13 protein-coding genes are annotated in these 22,302 nt (G+C 55.9%); 5 read left to right on the top strand and 8 right to left on the bottom strand.

The window, feature by feature from the left end; translation table 11 throughout:
* Positions 1-54: 54 nt before the first annotated feature.
* The 3 genes from glgA to CCHOA_RS03890 all read left to right on the top strand — a co-directional run bounded on the left by glgA (position 55) and on the right by CCHOA_RS03890 (position 4,515).
* A complete protein-coding gene (gene glgA / locus CCHOA_RS03900; RefSeq protein WP_123927115.1) occupies positions 55-1,239 on the top strand; it encodes a glycogen synthase in 1,185 nt (394 codons plus the stop codon).
* Between the two features lie 485 nt (positions 1,240-1,724).
* Positions 1,725-2,483 carry an acetolactate decarboxylase gene (budA, locus tag CCHOA_RS03895; RefSeq protein ID WP_123927112.1) on the top strand — a complete coding sequence of 253 codons (759 nt, stop codon included), beginning with the start codon at positions 1,725-1,727 and terminating at the stop codon, positions 2,481-2,483.
* 532 nt (positions 2,484-3,015) lie between these two features.
* Positions 3,016-4,515: a glycoside hydrolase family 32 protein gene (locus CCHOA_RS03890; RefSeq protein ID WP_164472380.1), complete on the top strand. Its 1,500-nt coding sequence runs from the start codon at positions 3,016-3,018 to the stop codon at positions 4,513-4,515.
* A 338-nt stretch (positions 4,516-4,853) separates the two neighbouring features.
* Here CCHOA_RS03890 and CCHOA_RS03885 read toward each other — a convergent pair whose 3' ends face one another.
* The 5 genes from CCHOA_RS03885 to dapE all read right to left on the bottom strand — a co-directional run bounded on the left by CCHOA_RS03885 (position 4,854) and on the right by dapE (position 11,135).
* Positions 4,854-5,729: a methyltransferase domain-containing protein gene (locus tag CCHOA_RS03885; RefSeq protein ID WP_123927107.1), complete on the bottom strand. Its 876-nt coding sequence runs from the start codon at positions 5,727-5,729 to the stop codon at positions 4,854-4,856.
* A gap of 662 nt (positions 5,730-6,391) precedes the next feature.
* The gene (locus CCHOA_RS03880) at positions 6,392-6,559 is read right to left on the bottom strand and encodes a DUF3117 domain-containing protein (RefSeq protein ID WP_123927104.1); all 168 of its coding nucleotides are present in this window, start codon (positions 6,557-6,559) and stop codon (positions 6,392-6,394) included.
* Positions 6,560-7,533: 974 nt separating this feature from the next.
* Positions 7,534-8,019 (bottom strand): hypothetical protein, encoded by a 486-nt coding sequence (locus CCHOA_RS03875; protein WP_123927101.1) that lies wholly within the window; start codon positions 8,017-8,019, stop codon positions 7,534-7,536.
* A 324-nt stretch (positions 8,020-8,343) separates the two neighbouring features.
* The gene (locus CCHOA_RS03870) at positions 8,344-9,120 is read right to left on the bottom strand and encodes an LOG family protein (protein WP_123930777.1); all 777 of its coding nucleotides are present in this window, start codon (positions 9,118-9,120) and stop codon (positions 8,344-8,346) included.
* 842 nt (positions 9,121-9,962) lie between these two features.
* Positions 9,963-11,135 carry a succinyl-diaminopimelate desuccinylase gene (gene dapE / locus CCHOA_RS03865; protein ID WP_123930774.1) on the bottom strand — a complete coding sequence of 391 codons (1,173 nt, stop codon included), beginning with the start codon at positions 11,133-11,135 and terminating at the stop codon, positions 9,963-9,965.
* 506 nt (positions 11,136-11,641) lie between these two features.
* Between dapE and CCHOA_RS03860 the strand changes: the two genes are divergently transcribed.
* Entirely contained in the window at positions 11,642-12,571 is a 930-nt protein-coding gene (locus CCHOA_RS03860) for a DapH/DapD/GlmU-related protein (RefSeq protein WP_123927098.1), read from the top strand.
* Positions 12,572-13,163: 592 nt separating this feature from the next.
* Positions 13,164-14,597, top strand: coding sequence for an amino acid permease (locus CCHOA_RS03855; RefSeq protein ID WP_123927096.1), 1,434 nt, complete (start codon positions 13,164-13,166; stop codon positions 14,595-14,597).
* Between the two features lie 673 nt (positions 14,598-15,270).
* Here CCHOA_RS03855 and CCHOA_RS10785 read toward each other — a convergent pair.
* The 3 genes from CCHOA_RS10785 to CCHOA_RS03840 all read right to left on the bottom strand — a co-directional run bounded on the left by CCHOA_RS10785 (position 15,271) and on the right by CCHOA_RS03840 (position 21,990).
* A complete protein-coding gene (locus CCHOA_RS10785; RefSeq protein WP_123927093.1) occupies positions 15,271-19,722 on the bottom strand; it encodes a hypothetical protein in 4,452 nt (1,483 codons plus the stop codon).
* 304 nt (positions 19,723-20,026) lie between these two features.
* Positions 20,027-20,482 (bottom strand): RloB family protein, encoded by a 456-nt coding sequence (locus CCHOA_RS03845; protein ID WP_123927090.1) that lies wholly within the window; start codon positions 20,480-20,482, stop codon positions 20,027-20,029.
* Between the two features lie 155 nt (positions 20,483-20,637).
* The gene (locus CCHOA_RS03840) at positions 20,638-21,990 is read right to left on the bottom strand and encodes an AAA family ATPase (protein ID WP_123927087.1); all 1,353 of its coding nucleotides are present in this window, start codon (positions 21,988-21,990) and stop codon (positions 20,638-20,640) included.
* Between the last annotated feature and the right edge of the window lie 312 nt (positions 21,991-22,302).

Here is a 22,302-nt window from a genome sequence, read left to right as displayed (position 1 = left end):
CTCCTGTCGCAATAGTGCCACCAAAGTGAGATTTACTGACTACCCTTACTTGGTATGCGAGTTGCGATGATGACCAAAGAATATCCCCCAGAGATTTACGGCGGCGCCGGGGTGCATGTCGCCGAGCTGGTGCGCTATATGCGTCAGCTGGTGGACGTGGATGTGCACTGTATGGGCAAACCCCGTGATGAGGCGAATGTGTATGTCCACGGGGTTGACCCGGAATTGGCACAGGCCAATCCAGCGGTGCAAACCTTGTCCACCGGGTTACGGATGGCCAATGCGGTCACTGACTGTGCCGTAGTGCACTCTCACACCTGGTATTCCGGGTTCGGCGGTCATATAGCGGGCAAACTCTATGGCATTCCCCATGTTGCGACTGCCCACTCCTTAGAGCCGCATCGCCCCTGGAAACGGGAGCAACTCGGTGGCGGCTATGAGGTGTCTTCCTGGAGTGAAAAAAACACCATGGAATATGCTGACGGCGTAATCGCTGTGTCAGCAAAAATGAAAGAGGCCATTCTCGAGGCGTATCCACGCATCGATGAGTCCCGTATCCATGTGGTGCTCAATGGTGTCGATACACAATTGTGGCAGCCTCGCCCGACCTTTGGGGAGGCAGTCGAAACCAACGGGGCGTCAGTGTTGGAAGAACTTGGTGTTGATCCGGATCGCCCAATTGTTGCGTTTGTTGGTCGTATCACCCGGCAAAAAGGTGTCGGCCATCTCGTGAAGGCGGCAAAGCACTTCGACGAAGGTGTGCAGCTGGTGCTGTGTGCTGGTGCACCGGATACCCCGGAGATCGCCACAGAAACCGAAGCATTGGTCAACGAATTACAGGCACAGCGCGACGGCGTGTTTTGGGTGCAGGAATTCTTGCCGAAGCCAAAGATCCAAGAGATCCTCACCGCGGCCGATGTGTTTGCCTGCCCGTCGATCTATGAACCACTAGGCATTGTCAATCTTGAAGCGATGGCCTGTGGTACAGCTGTGGTTGCCTCGGATGTGGGCGGTATCCCAGAGGTGGTCGTCGACGGTGAAACCGGCACCTTGGTGCACTATGACGAAACCGATCCGCAAGCCTTCGAACACGGTATCGCGGAAGCTGTCAACAAGATGGTTGCCGACCGGGCGCATGCCCGAAAAGTTGGCGAGCTTGGACGCAAACGTGCCGTTGAGGAGTTCTCCTGGGCGACGATCGCGCAACAGACCCTTGACGTGTACCGCTCGCTTATGTGATCCCCACTTCCATTTCGTCCCCACGACACCCCAGTATGCCGCATCAAATCCTGCAGCATGCTGGGGTGCGCTGGTTGTCAATCCCAACGATGCACCATACAGGTGCGATGCTCGCCGGCGGCTTGTACAGTGTTTTCGGCACGAGTCCCGGGTCAATCGGACACACCTTATCGCCGGCACTGTTCACAACAGATTCACTGCACTGCTCGCGCAGCAGTGTCCGTCACCGCCGACACCCCAGGTGCCTGCAGAAGCAATCCACTGCTATTGCGCCCGGCAATACACCCCTGATGTGACAGCTGGCGCCAGGTCAACAACCACACACAATCGTCTCACCTACGGGGTCGCCCCCTGCTCACCGCATGGGCGCCGCTTTTTCGGGAAGGTGTGCGCTACCAGTATCGTATCCCCGCAACACACAATGGTGACACCTAACCGGGGAGCTATGCGGCTGTGTCGTTGACGGCAGCTTATGCTTAAAGGCTATGCACACCCAATCGACTGATCCACATCCCGCGTTTCCCTTCGAACGACACACCATTTTTCAAAACTCGCTGATGACTGCCCTTCTTGACGGCATCTACGATGGTCAAATGACCATCAGTGAACTGCTTGGCCACGGCAATTTCGGCATCGGTACTTTCGATGGTCTTGACGGGGAGATGGTGATTTTAGACGGGGTCTGTTGGCAGCTCACCGCCGACGGGCAGGCACATCAAGCACCACTGTCTTACCGCTCCCCTTATGCGGTGGTCACTAACTTTGTGCCGCGGATCTCGGTGCCGGCACCTAAGAATCTGGCACGCAGCGAACTGTCGTCGTTTATCGACGGCCTGCTGCCCAGCGAAAACTATATGTATGCGGTAAAGGTCACAGGACACTTCAACAAAGTCACCGTGCGAACCGTCACCAAGCAAGAAAAACCTTATCGCCCAATGCTTGACGCCACTGGTGACGACAAGCATGTGGAGATCACTGATTCGACCGGCACTGTCGCCGGTTTCCGCACCCCGGTGTATGAGCGGGGTATCTCTGTTCCCGGCTGTCATGTGCATTATGTTTCCGACGATCACACCACTGGTGGTCACATTCTTGATTTTCACCTCAGCCACGGCCATGTGGAGATCTGTCCGGCAACTGATTTGGCACTGCGGCTGCCAACCACCAGCGAATTCCAGCAGGCAGATCTTGCCCCAGATAATGCTGACGCCCAAATTGAGGCCGTGGAAAACAAAAAAGCGTAACGATCATCAAAACCATGCGGTAACCATTTCCCCGGCCACCACTGTGACTCCCCATTGACCGCACAGCACAGCCGGAATTTTCAGCCTTGCAGCGCAAGTTGCGGCTACACCCTGACGCTGTGTGCTGCGCTGTCGGCGACACCCGACTCGCTGTAGGGTCGGGTTTTTCGCTCCGATACTTCCCCCATTTCTCCTTTCCCTCTATTCCCAGAGTCATGCAGCAATCACGGGGCTGTCCAGCATGTTTACCAGTCAAGCAGCACGCACAACAGGTCACCTCGCCCCACCCATGGTGTGCACGGAACCGTCACGATGGGGAAAAAACTCTTACGCTTGGGCAGCATGGGCACCTCAACCTGCCGTGGCTACCCTGCTGTGGAGATGGGAACCTCCCGCTGGGGTAGGGAGACCGTGATCACCGCTATGGCGGGTTCGCAGCACGACTCTTGGGGCAGGAGCCTGAAAAAACCCAGAAAACCTTGATGGATGTACCGGGTGTTGTGAAAAACCGGGTATGGGAAGCGTTGTCACCATGTCACATGATCATCTTCGACCAGAACTCCACGTCACCGTTGAGCAGGGAATCTGTAATGCGCCTGCCGGGGTGGTGAGCGACCAGGGCAGCTGGCATGTGTTCACCCAATATCGCCCCACCCCACAGGCGGGCGCCCGCTGGGCGCATAACATTCGCCCGGCAGGGATTAACACCGCCTGGGAGATGTGTGATGATGTGCTCGCACCTGTGGGGGACGAAACTGATGTTCGGGCGGGCTGCGCTCTTGCGGACGGGTTAGTGACTCGACTGTATTTCACTGCAGTGTTCGGTGACCGGGCCGAAATCCATTCCGCCACAATCAGTGATTTAGCAGCCAGTGGTGCACAACTGTCCGATGATCCTGGTGCCGTGGATCCGACGGTGCGCCGGGAAGGCCGGGTGGTGAACGAGCGGGACGAATTCACCTCTCTGCGCTCCCCGTGGGTGGTGCCTGATTGGCGCGACAGCACCCACACCAATGGCCTATTGATGCTGTGTGTGGCCGGTGCTATGAGTGATCCACGAATTGTGCTTGCTCATGCTCCAACAGATCCCACCGCGTTTAGCATCGAAGGGGCGATGGAATTTGCCGGCGATCCAGCGATTCCACCGGGGCGAATTGTTTCGCCGAAGCTGGTGCGGTTGCGCGACGAGATCGACGGCCAACCCAGCGATGTGCTGCTGCTGACCGTGGAAAACGATAATGAGCCAGATATTTCAGGCTATGTGGTGGGCACATTGTCTGCTACGACGTTTCATGCCAGTCGGCCGTTTACCCGGCTCGATTTTGGCCACGATTTCACCCGTCCGCGTGCCACCCCGGTGGATAGTAATTCGTGGGTGCCGGCACCTCGGGAGATTTTGCTGCTTGGTCTGCTCAATAGTGTGTCGCGGGGGGATGCGGCCGGCGAGTGTTTGAGTTTCCGCACGCAAGGGTTTGCGAATCCGTTGACATTGGCACGCCTGACAACCTTGGAGGGTGGTCGACTCTATAGTCGTCCTAGTGCTTCATTTGTGGAGCAAATCCGTTCGTCACAGCATGCGTTTGGTCTCACCGCACTGCCCCGGCTCCATGACGGGGATGCGATGGAGGTGACCATTGTTGATGCCACCGGCACCCCGCAGGTGGTAATCACCCACACTGGCGATTCGGTGATGATCGACCGGTCTATCAATCCGCTCTATGAGCATGATCTGCCGGCGATTGCCCCGCTGCAGCGGCGGGAAGATCCATCGCTGACCCTGCTAGTGGACGGGGCAACCTTGGAGGTGTATGCCGATAGTGGTGCTGCCGCGCTCGCTTCCCGCGTAGAGTCCACTGCTCGTCTCGTGCAAGCTGTAGTCACTACCCGCGGGGAGACCGCGGAAGTGGGGGAAGTGTTCCAGTGGCGGCCATATGAGGAGGAGTTCATCGACGATGCGAGCATCGATGCAATCGATGATCGCCAGTTTGATCCCAGCGTGGAAGCATCCTTGTCACCAGAGAACCTTCGCTAAGCGACGGTGCCACAACCGCTAATCCCATGCCCGAAAACAGCCTGCCCAACCGCTGCCCCAAAGGGCGGATGTACCTGCCCATTTTTGGCTACCGGTGTTGGCTGTCGTGTCCGGTAGCTGCTGTCGTACACGGCAACAGAATCAGCAATACTTACCCCATTTTGGATCTGTAGGAACCCCATGCGCTGCGGGCAGCTCCACACCCCGCACCCGGATGGGATATAACGCGGCTTCCCTGCTGTGTGCTCTGGCACCCCACCGGTGCTATGCAAAGACCAAACGCGCCTGTTCACCTGGGTAGTGACGGCGCGTTTTGCTTATTGAGGTTGGTGCGGCAGTTAGCCGTCTTGTTGCGGCCGACGACCAAAACGGTACACCCCTGCCCGGGCATGCACTGTCATCTTCGCTGGTAGCTGCGCGGCACGATCCGCAAGCACCTCCGGATCGATATGTCGCGCCGCTGGAGACATCGCAATCTGCGTAGCAATTGCGGTGGCATCTAAATCCATTGGGAATTCCACAATGGTCGGCGCGGCTGCCGGCACAAAATGGGTGGAAAACTCCTCTAGAATCTCTGCTACCTCATCGTGAGTCACAGCTGCAGTACCTAATGGTTGGCGCAGCTCATCTAAATGGCCGGGCAATGCGACCACCACAATAAGTTGGCCATATGGGTGCAACACCCGCGCCACTTCCTGTGGATTGCACGGGGCGAAGATCGCAGTGACGATCTCTACAGAGTCGTCGGCAAGCGGCAGGTTCGTCGTTGCGTCCGCGCAGACACTGGTGATACCGCGATGGGCGTGCACAAGTTTTTCTGCTGCCGGCTCGGCAACATCTATACCGATTCCAACCAGATTATTGCCCGCATCCAGGGTGTGCGCCAGATAGTATCCGGTGCCCGCCCCCAGATCAGCGATCACTGCTGTTGCCGTGTCCGCGATCGGCATAGCGGTGATACCGGCTAAGACTTCTTCGGTGACGGCTTCCACAAAGGGCGCGAATTGTCCCGTGGAAAGAAACGTTTCCCGTGCCGCCACCATGGCCGCATCGTCACCGACTGGGGCATCGGCGGCTCTAGCATCGACAAAACCGGCATCGGTTACCGGCAGTGTGCCGCCGGCTTGATCAGCGAGGTCACCGCTGACGGTGCGGCCAATAATACGGGCACCAGTAGCGGGATTAATGATGGTAGTCAGCACATGATCAAGCACAGCGTTGTTCTCCTGCACACAGTGTAAAACGAGTTAGGGTAGCGCATCACGATTTGCGTTTGGTTCAGCGGGAAGGCTGGGAACTCGCTGCAACAACAATAGACCATAGTCGATCCGTCATTCATCAGCAGGTCACCGGTGAAAGGGTCTGCAAGGCCTGCAACATCGGGTGTGGCCGACAATCTACTCTGATGCTGCAGGCAGGACAGCTTCGCTGTGCCCTGTACAACCGCGGTGATACATGCCCCGTTCAAATAACAGCACCGTCCCAATAAGCGACCCGATCCCTACCGCCCTCACGCGGAAAAGGTAGTGATCACTTCCCTGCCCCAGCAGTTCCCGAAACACAGCCTGCTCAAGGTGACAGAACCAACAGGTACAAGCCTACAGCTGTAACAGACGCCTCTCCGCCCGGGTTTACTCCAGTGGCATGCCGCGCCGCGGCATGCACCACGCTGCCAACCAGCCATCCCACGCATCGGTTGTTCTTTAACACCAGTGATGCCAACGCACATCAACGCTTGGCACCGTGCTCTACCAGCATCCAGCCAAACCATGGCGTGGTGCCCGCCGGTGGCAATAAGAAAGCAAAAAGTCCGCTGACTGCTGATCACTTCCAAACAGAGGATCAACGCTCAGCGGACTTATCGATGCGCTATAGGCTAGGCAGAAGCTTCAACGAGCAGCGCACCAAGTTCGGCGGCTTCTTCCTTGTTGAGTTCTACAACCAAACGTCCGCCACCATCGGTGGGGATACGCATCACGATCTTGCGGCCTTCTTCAGCTGCTTCCATCGGCCCATTGCCAGTCCTTGGCTTCATTGCTGCCATAGTTACCCATGCTCCTTGAAAAAACGTCAATGTCTATCTGGACAATTAGTGCAGGATTTCGTTGGTTCCGCCGGTGAGGCACACGCCCACGAAACACCGACGGGCAGCGGGGCGGTGGCAACTCCTCCAACTGGATGCACCAAGAACACGACAAGCCGCTGTCTGTTTTGTACAAAACTGCAGTGTTGCGTCTGCACACTAGTTCACAGCGAGCATTCCACTAGTCGATGGCCACCGGCTAAGGAATGTCACGTTCGCTCATCCAGTCTAGTCGCAGTTTCGCCATTTTGCCCGTCTCGGCGCGCATTCCTGCAGATTTTGCGCAGATATACGCAGAAATTGGGGCACTCCGATGAGTTCTCAATGACACCTCCTCACCCCAGTAGGTACGGCCATTACCTTACACACCGCCCACCCCGGCATCCTGTGATCCTTGCCGCGGTTGCTGTGCATTATCTACCAACCATCCAAGGCGACCCGAGATTGAAGACACGCTGTGCAGACGAGAAAAGCTGTTTTCCTTCCGCTGCGACGGCCATCAGCAAGAAGCTACTTCGACCAACGAGGGGTCTGAGTGAGATATCGGCACTTGCCACACCAGATCCGCCAATTACGGTTGTTCCGAAACCGGCGGCGCCTGCGCCGATGTGACGGGGTGGATCACTTGCCCTGAAAAATCGCCACTAGGGGCATATGCGCTCACGCTGCTAACCGCGCTAATCGCCTGGATGCAATACCGGAAATGCGCATCGCGGCGGATTCTGGCAATGTCGGAACAAATCAGGTGTTGCACTGCATAGGACACCTCCCTGGCCGGGTATACCCAGGAGGCGAATGTCACTGTCATGCAAAGACTCGCTTACACCTGGCAAGGCCAGAAAAAAGTGATGCGACAATATGGCACCTTTTGCCGTAGTGACGGTGCGGGAGGTTGCATCGCCTTGCTCACCAGTGAGCTCCTCTTGCTTTGTAACTTACGAAAGCGGTGGCTTAGTGGATAGATTGCGCGACGCTGTTTCGGCAACCCGGTCTACCAGTGCTGCCACTTCGGCAGTGTTTACCCCTACCGCGGCGCGCGGAAGTTTCGAAGGCTTCCAATGTTCGTCACAACACACGCACGCTTCTGGTGCAGCAGCTGTGAGAGCAGGTGCCGGAACAGTGTCACCTACCGACTGTCCATGCACCGGACACGTACAAAGAGCTGTTACTAGTTGACCTACTGCTTCAGGTTCATAGCCACGCCATTGCCGGTGAAACGTGACCTGGGTTGGATCGCCGTCGCCCACTGCATACAGGTTCGCGACCGTTCTAGCGGCGATCACCGAAGCGTGTTCATCTTTGGTGCTATAGGGTGCAGTAATCGGAACCATCCGCAGCAACCACCAGGTAGCGCAACCACATAACAGCAATGCAAAAAGCAAACCGGCGACAACGACAACCGTGTACAGCGTTAACCCCATCGGGATGCCACCTGATCCTTTCCTGGTGTAGTGATGTGTTTTCGCTGGCCGCAAACACCACAAAGGCAAAGCGGACGGGCAAAGATAAAATGCTTGCCCTACAACGCAGCCTGCAGGATACAGCCAAGCAGGCAGCGAGAAAGCATGCAACAGCCAGGCTGTGCACCTTGGTACTACTAGCACCTGAGAAACTCGCCCAGAATACCTTCACCCCAGGTGGGGAAGGTATCCAGGGACGCGACCGGTCATCATCGAACACCGCTGCCACGTTGCGGTGGTGGCCACCTTTTCCCATTCCGGTGCAGCATTGGTGAATGCCCCCGGTTATTCGCGGGCGCCGAACAGGTTGACGTGGGCTGCGCGAATATGAGCGACTGCTTCGTCCACGCTGTCGGTGACCAGCATCAGATCCGGATCTTCCGGTGAAATCATGCCTTGGTCAAGCATCGTGGTGCGAATCCAATCGACCAAACCACCCCAGAAATCTGTACCCAACAGCACAATCGGATAGTGGGTGATTTTCCCGGTTTGCACGAGACACAACGATTCAAAAAGCTCATCTAGGGTGCCAAGACCGCCAGGCAAGCAGACGAACGCCTGACTATATTTCAGGAAGCAAGTCTTCCGTACAAAGAAGTAGCGAAAATGCACCCCCAAATCCACATAGTCGTTGAGTCGTTCTTCATGGGGCAGTTCAATCCCTAAACCAACCGATACGCCACCAGCTTCGTGACACCCCTTATTCGCTGCTTCCATCAGCCCGGGCCCACCACCGGTGATCACCGCATAGCCTGCTTCTGATAGGGCACGCCCAGTATCTTCTCCTAGCTGGTAGAAAGGATGATCCGGTTTCGTGCGGGCAGATCCAAACACCGTTACAGCTGGCGGCAATTCGGCAAGAGCACCGAACCCGTTGACGAACTCTGACTGGATGCGCAAAACCCGCCAAGGATCCTGGTGGAGCCAGTCGGTGTTGGGTTGTTCATCGAGTAGGCGTGAATCAGTAGTTGAGGTTTGTTTTCCGGTCTCACGAATCAGAACCGGTCCGCGCAGCACGCGTTTGCTAGGTGATCCTGCCACCCCGGTGAGGTTTTCGGTCATGGAAGCCTGTTGTGACGGAGAAGACATAATGTGGAGATACCTTTTCAAACTATTGTGTGAAAAAACGCTTGTGTGTCGTTGAAATCTATCTGGTTTTTGCGTGTTGTTGCTGCAGGGCTGAACCACGGTTGCACTGTTGGTGTGGCCAGCAGCTAGTAGAGCCGCAGAGCACTCGTACCGGCACATCTACCCTGCTTGTCGCTGGTGCTGATATTTGCCAGTGTGTACCTGACAACCCGACCATGAGCGGCCGAAAACACCGCACCAGTCACTCGATCGACCATGCGACACCAACTATCCCGTCGGCAACGATTGCACAGCTGCAAGCAAGCCATGAAAAACACGCTCACTGTGCGACGATCTGCTGCCGCACCATCTACTATGCCGCACTAAGAGGCCCTTTCACCAGGTGACAACTTTCGATAGGGCGAGTCACCAGGGAGTTATCCTGCTGCAGTTGAGTAAATACTCAGCCCTACACAGGGAGCTAACACAAAGGCCACGAATCTCGCGCTTGCCTGCGCACACCCTATTGTGGACTGTTTGCTAACACCCGGGATTGCAACGACGTTACCCACTGTAGCCAAACAGCCTGTACGCCGGCAGCAACCACCGCGAACTGTGCGTGGTTGTGCACAGTGGCCAGAAGGATCTCCACGCAAAGCACACCCAGGTGTTCCACCGTCTTTTTCACACTACTGACTGCAGCGCGTCTACCTGTGCTACCTCTTGTGTGTTGTTGGTGGTACAACCATTGCGTTGAGTAGCACGCGTCGAAGCGCTCAGCGAACTTGTTGCATGACCGACAGTTCCCCAGTGCAACCGTTGCACCGAATGGGATGTTAAGCGTTTGTCACGCTGTTACCGGTGAGATAGTCATGCAACACTTCGCTCACCCGAGTGATCATCCACAGGGGACATTGCTCATCGCGTTTATGAGCAAACGATGGATCACCTGGCCCGAAGTTCACTGCGGGAATCCCTAACGCTGCAAAGCGGGAAACATCTGTCCAGCCATATTTCGCCCGCGGGGTTTCCCCTGTAGCGGCAACAAGCTCTGCGGCAGCAGACTGATCCAATCCTGGGAGTGCACCAGCGCAAGCATCATCGATTACGTATGTGATCGTCCCATCCGGCAGCTGCGGTGCAGCATCAGGTGCGACGCGCTGCTCAGGAGAAAGTTCAAGTACTTCGAGCAGATGTGTCAGCGCCTGCTCTACGCTGCGATCCGGGGCGAAACGGAAGTTGACAAACATCCACGCCTGGTCAGGGATGGTGTTTGTCGCAACCCCTGATTCACACCAGGTGACATTGAGTCCTTCCCGATATTCGCAGCCATCAATCACTATATTGCGCGCCGTGTACCGGGCAACACGGCTGATGACCGCCGCAAGATCATGCATAGCATTGTGCCCCATCCACGATCGTGCCGAATGAGCCCGGGTGCCGTGGGCGGTAATTTTCAACCGGATTGAACCTTGACAACCCGCCTCAATAGTGGCCGCAGTAGGTTCCCCAAGGATTGCTACATCACCTTGCAGAAGTTCCGGACGAGTTTCCGCAAGGTGTTTCAAACCATTGAAGCGTTCCGCCACTTCTTCCGCTTCGTACAAAATCAGCGTGACGTCGACTGCGAGAGTCCCGGCGCGACAGGCCTGTAGCAACGTATGCAGGAAAACCGCGTCACCTGATTTCATATCAACGGTACCGCACCCAAACAGCGCTTGTTGACCTTGATCATCGGTGATGAATGCACTGGGCACATTGTCAGCTACCGGAACAGTGTCAAGATGCCCGGCAAGGATGACACGTTGGTCGAATCCCAGATCGGTTCGCACAATGAGGTTGTTGGCAATTCGTTCCATTGTTAGTGGTTGTTGCAGTGCACCGCTGGCGATTGTGGCTGTAAGAGCCTCCTCCAGGGCGTCACAAAGCGCTTGTTCCTCGTGGGATGGGGAAGCTATGTCGACAAGTTGGCGCGTGAGCGTGATGGGATCGGCAAAAAGATCAAGCAAGGTACTCTTCACTTTCCAGGTGATGGTTGATGCGTGTTGTTGTCCATAGTAGGGCGGTTCGTATTGGCGAGTTTTGCGAAGCTCGTGCACCGGTGGGTCGCTATGGGGTGGCGCATTAGCGGGTTGCGCACTGTAGCTGCAGCGCTGATGTTTACCTACGTGAGGAAAAACAACAACAATCACACTGTTGGATTGTTCACAGCCAACGCGGTGTTGCAGCAATAGGGAAAACAAAACAGCCCCTAGGCAAGCTCTTGGGTACAGTGTGAAGACCGCAAAGGCCGATTTCTATCCCCCGCCCTCGTGGTGCGCGAGTTGCCAGCATCAACGGGCAATACCACACAATCTCAACTTGCCCTTGACGAAGTCTTATACCACCTAGGCAAGCCCTTGGCGAAGTCTCATACCACGAATTTCGGGTATGGTTGCCCGGGCTATTCCTTCCCCACCCCCAAGCGTTGTAGCGATCGTTTGACCGGTATTTAACGCCCACTACAATAGCCTGTATGACAACTACTGGCGCGACCGGGACTGGTATCGCAAACATCGCCATGGACGGGACGATTCTGGACACTTGGTTCCCGCACCCTGAACTTGCTACCGCACCACCCGGACCGTCAGGAACGCACCGTCTTGGCGCGCAGCATCTGTCGCCGAAGATGTTGTCTTTGGTCAAGCTTGACGAAGATCGCATGGTCGAGCAGGTTGCGGTACGAACCACGATTGAGGATTTATCTTCACCGCCGATTGACACGCATGACGCATATTTGCGTCTCCATCTGCTCTCCCACCGTATGGTGCGACCGAACCAGATCAATTTGGATGGCTTATTTGATCATCTTGCGAACGTGGTGTGGACCAATAAAGGACCGTGTCTGCCGGACAATTTTGAGTTTGTTCGCACCTCACTGCGGTCGCGCGGCCTCATTCACGTCTACGGAGTCGACGTACTCCCCCGCATGGTCGACTATGTCGTCCCCACCGGTGTCTATATTGCGCTCGCGGAACGTGTGCGGCTCGGCGCTTTCCTAGGCCCTGGCACCTATGTGCGCCGGGAAGGATTTGTCTCATTTAACGCCGGAACACTGGGACATAGTGTGATCGAGGGGCGTATTTCTTCCGGTGTGGTGCTTGGCGCTGGTGCCGATGTCGGGTTGTCGGCTGCGATTATGGGACCGGACTCCCCGGAGGGCACCCGTCCACCACTGCATATCGGTTCGGATTGTCGTTTCGGTGTGAATGCTGCAGTACTCGGTGTGGAGCTCGGTTCGCATTGTGTGATCGGTGATGGGGTGACGTTGCGGCCGCATACCCCTGTGACACTTCGCGACACCGGCCAATCAGTGACCATGGATACCCTTGCCGGCCAAGACTTTTGGCATGTTGAACGGGCAACCGATGGTGCTACCCTGGTTGCCTTCCAACAGCAGCCATAACCTACGCGACCTTCGCGGTACTACCGGGAATCACCCCACCACGACTAGGCTTTCTCTGAAGCCGCGAAGCGGCAGTTAAATCGAGCCCACAGCACTGTTTGCTGCAATCACACAGTTCACGTCACGCTTCAGCGAATTACTACACCCAACCCACCCGCCACAAATACCTTGCACCGTTTGCACTGTGGGCGAAGATGCGGGCTGTTTTGCCCCGGGCTTGCACGATCACAGTTCAAGCGCCTTTCCTGCCCGCAACATCCTGCTGTTCAAGCATGCTGCGATAACACTTCACGCCTTCCAACCAGCATTGTCGGGCGGGCTCTTGTCCCCAAGTGCAACGGAGGCTCGCCAGGTTCGCCAGTTGCACCGGAAGATCATAGTGTTGCGGGGTTCGCGGTGCGATTTTGATGCTCTTTACCGTCGCTCAGGCACCACGCCAGGAAGGACGATACTAACTGAGTCGTCCGCCACATCCGGCCTACACCATCCTTTCTATATAGACCAAGCGGTCTAAACATCGCCTCACCACTCTTTCTAGGTTCCGCGACCCATTCATTCCGTATTAAGGCTATTTTCAGCTATACTCCCCGGCATGACTACTGCGACTTCCCAAGTCGGCAGCACCCCTGAATCACTGGGTTCAGGGTTGAAAAGCCGACACTTAACAATGATGGGACTCGGCTCCGCGATCGGCGCCGGTTTGTTCCTCGGAACAGGTGTTGGCATTAAAATTGCCGGACCTGCGATTCTGCTTGCCTATATTTTCGCCGGCATCATGATTGTGTTCGTGATGCAGATGCTCGGGGAGATGGCTGCTGCCCGCCCACTGTCTGGCTCGTTTAGTGCGTATGCGGAACAAGCCTTTGGCCACTGGGCAGGGTTCACGCTCGGCTGGCTGTACTGGTTCATGCTGGTGATGGTCATGGGTGCGGAGATGACTGGCGCCGCCGGGTTCATGTCGAATTGGTTCGGTGTACCACCGTGGATCCCTGCACTTGTCTGTGTGGTGATTTTCGCGGTTATTAACCTGGCAAAAGTCCGCGGCTTTGGCGAATTCGAATTCTGGTTTGCCTTCATCAAAGTCGGCGTCATCATTGTGTTCCTAATCATCGGTGTTCTGCTCATCTTCGGTCTGCTGCCAGGCCACGAGCCGGTCGGACTTTCAAACTTCCTCGGCGAGAAGGGCTTTATGCCGAATGGGATCTCTGGGGTTGCCGCCGGTCTGCTCGCTGTTGCGTTCGCCTTCGGCGGTATTGAAATTGTCACGATTGCTGCTGCCGAATCCGACAATCCCGCCCACAATGTGGGTGTGGCTGTGCGCTCCACAATCACCCGTATTGCCGTGTTCTATCTTGGCGCCGTGCTGGTGATCACCATGCTGCTGCCCTATGACGAGATCGGTGATAAGAAAGACATCGCCGACTCGCCATTTACCGTCATTCTGGCGCAGGCAGGTGTTCCGGCTATCACCACCGTAATGGAAGTCGTTATCGTGCTCGCGCTGCTCTCGGCGTTTAACGCGCAGATCTATGGCACCTCCCGTTTTGTTTATTCGCTGGCAAATCGTGGCAATGCACCGAAGATGTTCGCCGAAACCAACCGTGATGGTGTGCCCACAAAAGCTGTGATGCTGTCCATGTTCTTCGCGTTCGCTTCGGTCGGGCTGCAATTCTGGAATAACCAGACCCTGCTGCAGATTCTGTTTAACGCCGTGGGCGGTTCGCTGCTGGTGGTGTGGGGCTTTATTATCGCCTCCTACATCAAGCTGCATCCACAGCTGGAACGCAACGGAGAGATCACTGAGGTTCGCATGTGGGGCTATCCGTGGCTGGCGTGGATCACCCTGGCCATGCTGGTAATTTTGACCGGTTTGATGCTTTCCGATCCGAATGCACAAGGCCAAGTTATTGCGGTGATCGTGGCCGTGGCGCTGCTGGTTGCCCTGTCATTTACCGCCAAGCGTGGCCGGGAGATGACTGCTGCAAATAAACGTGCCTATGAAGCCGCTACCCGGCGGGTGAAATAGGAACTTTTCCCCTTCACCGCGCCGCACATCGCATCCATCGTAGGATGACTCAGTATTGCTGACAGTGCTGCTTGTTGTACCTGAGGGCTTTCCTTGCCCTTGGTCGCAGGCAGCGCTGTTTTTCGTTAGTCACCCCAGCAACCGGTGCATTCTGCAAGCACCATGCCACGTCTGTGGAGGCCAGCAGAGGAGCATCAAAACACAGCACACCGGCGATATGCTCTTGGCACCAATATCCATTAGCTGCCAGGAAAAAATAGTGTCCAGCAACAAATTGGCGCAGGCTGACACCAAGCGCAGTGCCACCGCTTCCCCCATCTGCTTGATCTGTCTTTAAGCGTCACTGCCCTGCAGCCCACCGCTGTGCTGTATCACCGTCGCAGTTTGCCCAGCGCGCACCAATATTGCTGTCAAACAACCGCTGCTCCCCAGATGGGTGCGCGTCTACAAAACCATCATCCTGACCGGTGGCAGGAGCAGCAACGAATTCGTCATCACCGGTGTGCTTGCACCACCTCATCCACGGTGAACGCAACGACTCCCCTTGGGCGACACTGCTATGCCGCCACAAGAGGAGTCCTGCAAGCAAAAGGATCTGCGCACCGTTCAAGCCCTACCAGGGCACCAGTGCGACCCATGATTGTTGATGCAGCAATGCCACACCGTTCATCGTTTATCGCTGATCAAACCCAGGTATCGGCACAATCCCTTGGGCGACCAATCCTGCTGCACCGGCCAGCAGACTGAGCAGAAGCAGCAACACGATCGGCAATCCCGCGGAGCTTCCTGACAAGGAAGAGGAATTACTCGTGCTATCCCCAGTGGTGGGATGCTTCGGCTCACTGGGATTCACCCCATGTGGCTCATCCGTTTCTGTCGTTCCCGGCTCCTCTCCCGGTCCAGGTGTCGGCTCCGGATCAGGTGTCGGTTCCGGATCAGGTGTCGGTTCCGGATCAGGTGTCGGTTCCGGATCGGGATCCACCGTGGGAGGGATCACCTCGGGGCTGTCAATCGTGACCGGAATCGTCACCTCCGCCGGCACGATATATTCGTCATCCCAATCCGGACTGAAGCGCGCAACAACCTGATGCACACCGGGAGCTAACCGCTGATCGGGGTGCACCCACCAGAATCCGGCAGGCAGTGTGAGATCTGCAAGAGAGATTCCGCTGTCACCGGCAGGCAACGTGTGCACTATTGCCGGTACTTCAGGGGCGGTTGCGTGTTGTGGACTGATCACAAAGGAGGTGACTGCCGATAATGCCGTTGCTGTTGCACTGGCCGGCACTGTCGCCTGCACAAACCAGGTTCCAGCCTGCGGGTTTTCCGGCAATGGTCCGAACGGACCGTCTTGCTGTTGCGAGTAGCTGAACTGCACTTGCCCATAGCGTGGCTGTGCTTGTGGCGTATTTGGGGTTTGCCCATACGTCCATCCTTGCAAGGTCAGCGGTGTGTCCCATTGGTTGTCGTGGGGTTTCACGGTAATCGTGACCTCTTGTTCCACCGGTGTGTAGTTGGTGGAATCATGTGGGGTAAACACTGCGGTTACAGTCACCGACGGGGGTTCAACCTGCTCGGGAACGGGTTGCTGGAACTGCCAGGTGCCGGCAGGATCCGCAGGCAATAGTGTGTCATCGATGGTGTCACCGGCAGCAACGGTGATCGGTGGAATCTCGTTCTTGCTGGCTGTGCGTTTCTCTATCGTGAACCGCACCAGAGTGGACAATCCACGGTGGAGTTGATCACCTTCCGTGGTGGCCTGCATCCACCAGGTTCCAGCCTGCGGGTTTTCTGGGAGTGCGCCAAATGGCCCATCCTCATGCTGTGCGAAGCGGAAATCCACCGTTCCGAATGCGGCCTTGCCTTGCGGATGGGGCACTGGGTCGCCATAGATTCCATCAGCTATCGATGGTGTTTCCACCCACCTGTTTTCTGCGGGCAAGACTGTGTAGGGAACAGTCACAGTTTGCGGCTGATAGTTTTCGGTATCCTGCGGGGTGAACAGCGCTGTTGCCGTGTGTTTCCCTACTGATGAGGCTTGCGGGCCTGGCTTGACCCACGACCACGTACCGGTTGCGGACTGCGGCAACAGGGTCACCGGTATGTCCTCCCCGGCGGCTACTTCCAACGGCTGCACCTGTGGCGGTTGTGCTGGTGCACGGGTGATCGTAAATGGGATTACTTGGTCTAACCCGGTGTAGGTGTCGGTAGCTGCAACGGCCGCACGCAGATACCAGGTTCCGGCAACAGGATGAGCTGGAAGATCACCGAAGGTGCCGTCCTTGTCCCGGGAATAGCCCAGTTTTACTTTCCCGAACTTCGCAGCAACTGTCGGATGCTGTGCCGGCTGCCCATATTGCCAGCCGTCAATATGTGGTGCGATAGTCCACGCATTTGCTTTCTGCACCGGGGTAGGTTTCGGGACGGGAAGGACTTTGAAGGTGACCACTTCAGTCAGCGGCGCATGACCGCTGCTCGTTGCCTGAACTTGCGCGTAATACACCCCAGGTGTTGCATTCGTATCGAAGTGCTCCTGCCAAGGCCCATCCGGGCTGCTGCTGTAGCGGGTGACGATTTCACCAAAGTCTGCTGCCGCAGTGACCACCGGCTGTTCGCCTGCGATCACATCGGCTACCTGTGGCCGGGTTGTCCACGTGTTAGTTTTTGGCTGCACCCTAAACACAAGATCGGTGACCAGATCGGCACGAACATAGTTGCCTTCAACACCCAGTTGTGCTGACCATTGGCCGGGTGCAAGTGGTGGCGCCTGCGGATCAAGAAAGTCGTAACGCTCAAAGGTTGCATCCGGCAGGAGATTGCCTTGCCCGTCGGTGTCGTGGCGCAGTCGAAGAATATATTCGTCCTGCTCCCCGTAGAGTGCTTTGCCTTTCACCACGAGCTGCTCCCCTTCGGCGATATCAGGGATTGCAGCAGGTTGATCCGCCAACCAGCGGTTTTTGATTTGGACAATGTTGACCGGCATGGCCAGCAGATAGTGGTTGTAGGCGGGATTCTTATCAGAGATGAAGTCAACCCAAAACAGTTGCCGACCAAAGGTCCTTGGCTCCGATTGTCCCTGCGGGAATTGCAAATGGCCGCCAGGGACTTGGGGAAGATCCTCGTCGGTGTAATACTCTTTCCACTCATATTCAGTGAGCGTGAACACCGGCGGTGGTGGCGGCGCCCCATCGGCAACCGTGAAATCAACAGGTTCGCTGTACACCGGATCTTCGATGTCTTGCCCGGTGATGATTCCGCGAAGTTCATAGGCCCCAGGCGGGATTCGGCCAGGGGTTTTCCGGTATGGCTGCCATTCTTCGGTGCCTTGTAACCGATATTCGAAGGAAACATTACCGTTGGTGACACTGACCTGCGGCGACGCTTCGGCGTCGCCATAGTTCCAGCTGTCTAAGGTAGGTCCGGAGAGAAACTCCGGATGGGCAAGATCGGTGTCTAGAATAAATTCGCGCTGCTGACTATCCCACCGATAATGGTGCACGTTGCGAATTAATGGTTCCACCTGCATATCGAGATTGGCGTCTTGCTCACGCACCCAAAAATAGCGTTCCACCAGTGTTTTTGTGCGAAGCCCCATCAGACCAGGCTTTTCCGGGGCGAAACGGTACAACTCATGCGGCCGCGGGGCATGTTGGGATACCCCATCAACTGCCACAGTAAGCACTGGTCGTGGAAACGGTGCTTTCAACAGCGCCAGCGGATGCCCCTGCTGATCCACCATTGACGCAGGTGAACTAGACAGCAACTGGCTGGGGTCATCGATATAGATTGCAGCGCCTGTATTTTCTACTTTGTTTGCCGGCGCAATCCCCGGTGTACCACTTGGTTGAATCAAGGTGAAAGTACCGGAATAGCCCACCACCTCCCCGAAGGGTTCCGGCAAGGTGCCATCGATATCCCCGCCGCTGCCGAGAATCGGATAGTCGCCGCCCAATAGTGTTGCGAGCTTATCGCGAGTGTCAAGGAAAATACTTTCACTTTTTGCATTGGTTCCCCCGCCAATAACCGCCGCCCCAGAGTGGCCTGTTGGGCTACATGATCCGGTGATATACGTCGACGCGCTATCACCTTGATGGCAAGCCATCAGCTCCACTTCACCGATATCAATCGTGCGCACTTCACCATAGGCCCCAGCCCCAATCGCAGCGCCGGAGGGTTGACCGGGTTGTGCTGATCCACGCACGGTCACCACCCCATCACGCATCGCTATCGCATCCGCATGTCCTCCCATCCCGGAACCGATCGTCGCTGCCCCAGCTTGTTCATTCCGGGCAACAATCACACCCCCGTTGAGTTCGATGTGTCCGGCATGTGCATCCCCGATTCCCATACCGGTATCGTCAACAAGTCCCGCCTGTTTCCCGAGATCATTACTGCGGGCACCACCAATGGCTGCCCCACCTTTCGACGTCACTACCAGCCCGTCGCGTTGGAACGGCCACGGCATACCACCAGGCGAGGAAGGGTCGCGATCCTTAGCAGCAACAACCTTCAAAGTACCGTAGTGTGTTTTGTAGTGCGCTCGATCAAAGTGGTCCACACCTTGCACCCAAATACCTGGATAGTCCCCGGCAGACTCTAGCTTGTTTTGGCCTTTGAGGATCAACGTCACGTTGGCACCCGGGCGCAGCCGCAGCGGGGAACTCATCGGGTTGGAAGGCTGCAGGTGCACATGGTTGAGGGTCACTTCGCCGACGAAATCTGGGGCGAAAGTGATTGACGCATCAATCGGCGAAAAATCTTCTGCATCTGACGCGAGCGTGATGTTGCCTTTGCCGGAGATATACACCTCTTTAGCAGGTGTCGGTGCCCCGGTTGTCCCCTTCCCCGGGGTGGGGAATCGCCGATCCCACCGGTACACAATAGATGGCGATGGCCTGCCACCAGTGTCCGTGTCGGTGATCATCAGCGGAATATCTTCATCCAATTCCACCGAATCGCTGAGTTCATCAGCTGCCGCAACTGCGGGCGCAAACCCTACCGTTGCCCCAACTGATCCGATAGGCGACCCTTCAGCTGAAATCCCTATTGACACATTTACGGCCGTCATTATGAGGCTACAAGCAGCAGATAAGGCGATTAGTCTCCGAATATGCAAGCGTTTCACAGAAACGAATTCTACGCCCCTGCTGTCTGACATGTAAGGGGTGTGCAGGAAATCACCGGGCGGTGCACCCGCAGGGACCCCGAGTGTGGCAAGAGTTGGCCATAAACCCGTCCGTCAATCAACTTTGAAACCAGTGCGAGCTACCCCGAGGTGGGACACCAAGGTCTATCATCCCGCCGTCGCCAATTCAACCCCTTCCCCACAGCCCACACCACAAGGCGTCGCCGATGTCACGGTTTTCCGGCAGATCGCCCCAAAGCTGCTGCACGTGACTTGCGCACCGTGCATATTGCAGAGCCGCATACTACCCTTGTTGGAACTCTTTCATTAGTTCAGGCAGGGCGGATGAGGGATGACTACCAAGGGTATTAGGTTGGATAATCGACATATTGTTCAAGGCAGTAGCAAAATCCAAATAGGGGAAGCTTTCGAGAACCTTCTTGCTTCGTTTGTCAGAGAGAATTTTTACAGTGACGGCCTTGTCCACCAACGCCGAAGGAGTATCTACAGGTGGAACCGGCCCGTAATGAGCCAAAAGCCATGCTTTAAAACATATGTCGGTTACCACGACATAGAATTTGGTTGTCTTCGTTGAGGCGCGCTTTGCCAAGGCAAAAGCTTCCGTGAAATCGGCATTTGTTGTCTGATCACGGTCGACCACAGCATAGACTGCATCAAACGCATTACCCAACCCCTGGCACCGATTCTTACTTATTGCACACTCGACAAGTTTTACGGGGGATAGCGCTTCTTTTTGCACGGCTTAGGTTATTGCTGAGGCGCGTGTCAACGCCTTCAGCTTGTTGAAGTAACCGGGCTCCGTAGAGGTTCCCTGACGGTAAATCAACACCGAACCCGAGCTTGTCGCGCTTTTCGGTTCGGACGCCGATTTCGACCGTTCTTCCTTACCATTTTTCACCTGCGCTCATCGTTTACTTCAATAGGCAGATCGATAAGAGCTTGACGAATATCAGAATTCAAGAAGGGTACAGCTCCAAATCGGCCCTGTAGATAACGGCGCTCGATATTGTGATTCTTGCGAACTTCAAAGTCGGCGAGACAGTAGAGAGAAGAGATGGAATTCAGCTTCTCTACAAACCAAACTGACGAAGGGTGGAAGTCGACTGCACGAGTCCCAGCGAGAAGCGTTGTATCGTGCGTCGTAAACAACAACTGAGCACCGGATCTGTTTACCTCCGGATCCTGAAACAGGCTAACGAGATAGTCTGTGAGGTACGGATGCAAACTCGAATCCAGCTCGTCTACAATGAACACCCCTCCAAGAAGGAGACGCAAAATCGCAGCATGTATCAGGTGGAACCATGTTCTCGTTCCTGCCGACTCCCGATCTTCCGCAAGCTGGAAGCTATCTCCGCCGGCAACGTCGTGATTGAAGCGTAGGTACTTTCGTAGAATTCGTTCTCCCTGATTGTCCGAGTCAATCTCATCGATGTCGACCGCGTCCGTTTCCTCCCCCTCGGCACCTGATGTCTCCATCTGATTGAGGAACACTTTGTTCAGAGCTCGAACCGCTGCAGCAATCTCTGCGGGCGCTTCTTCTTCGGCCAATTCTATCCGCGAAATGCCAAGGTCAGCCGCTTGCATTGCTGCCGGTGCGAGTTTGGCAAGATTTTTGTGGGAGAATATTCGTTCTAAAATCACATGATCGGGTACTTCAGGCAGAACTCCTACCATGCTGACCGTCAGCCACCAGCTCGAGGCTTCCGCATATGCGCCAGGATTTTTCAGAGTCTCCCATGCGCTCAGCGCAAGACACCAATTGTGCAGGTAATTCCTCACAATGTGTCGGTCGGCTCGGCCGATCCCCGAGGCAGTTCCGAAGTCGATCCTATCGTCGGTGCGGGTAAAGATGAGTTTCCATCGGCCTTTATCGTTAGCTTCAAGCGATTCCTCAGCGATTCCCGCATCGGTGAGCGAGACGCGCCAACGGTAGCGGATTCCCGCTGAGGCGTATTCTGCCTCAAAAGAAGATGGTTCGGACTGGTTGAGCATGTGCGGGTTGCGAAGTTTTTCCACATAGCCGCCCCAGCGAATCGAGGTACGTATTGCCAGTGCTGCTTGGGCTAATGATAAGAGCGCTGTGGACTTGCCTGATGCGTTAGCGCCGTAGAGAGCAATCACCCGGTTGGTGTTGGAGTACCAGTCCCCATCCCTCGGCAGATTGCGGCTGAAACCAGGAGCGCGCAGATCAAGCGTCACTTCTCCGTGGAAGGAGCCAAAGTTGGAGATCGTCCAAAGGAGCAACATGGCTAGAAAATTTTCATGTTTAGCAACGAATCTGCACTTTTTGTGCGAAAAAGCACTTTTAATCGAAGAAAGAAGGCTCGCTTCGGCAGCTCGCCGCCGTGCACATAGGAACCGTAAGATGAGGCACTAGCGCAACTTCCGTCCTCACACAGCGTCCGCCACAGCGCAGATGTCAACAATACAGAGGCACCGGTGATCTTTAAAGACTTTCAACCCCGGCGGGATTCTCACCATCAGGCCAGGTTTTTGCACTGTTCCAATGCGCACCTAGACACGTCCTATTTTGCGCGAGACAAACCTTCGTTGTGTCAT

This window comes from Corynebacterium choanae (genome assembly GCF_003813965.1).
Lineage (GTDB): Bacteria > Actinomycetota > Actinomycetes > Mycobacteriales > Mycobacteriaceae > Corynebacterium > Corynebacterium choanae.
This window is presented reverse-complemented; position numbering and strand designations above follow the sequence as displayed.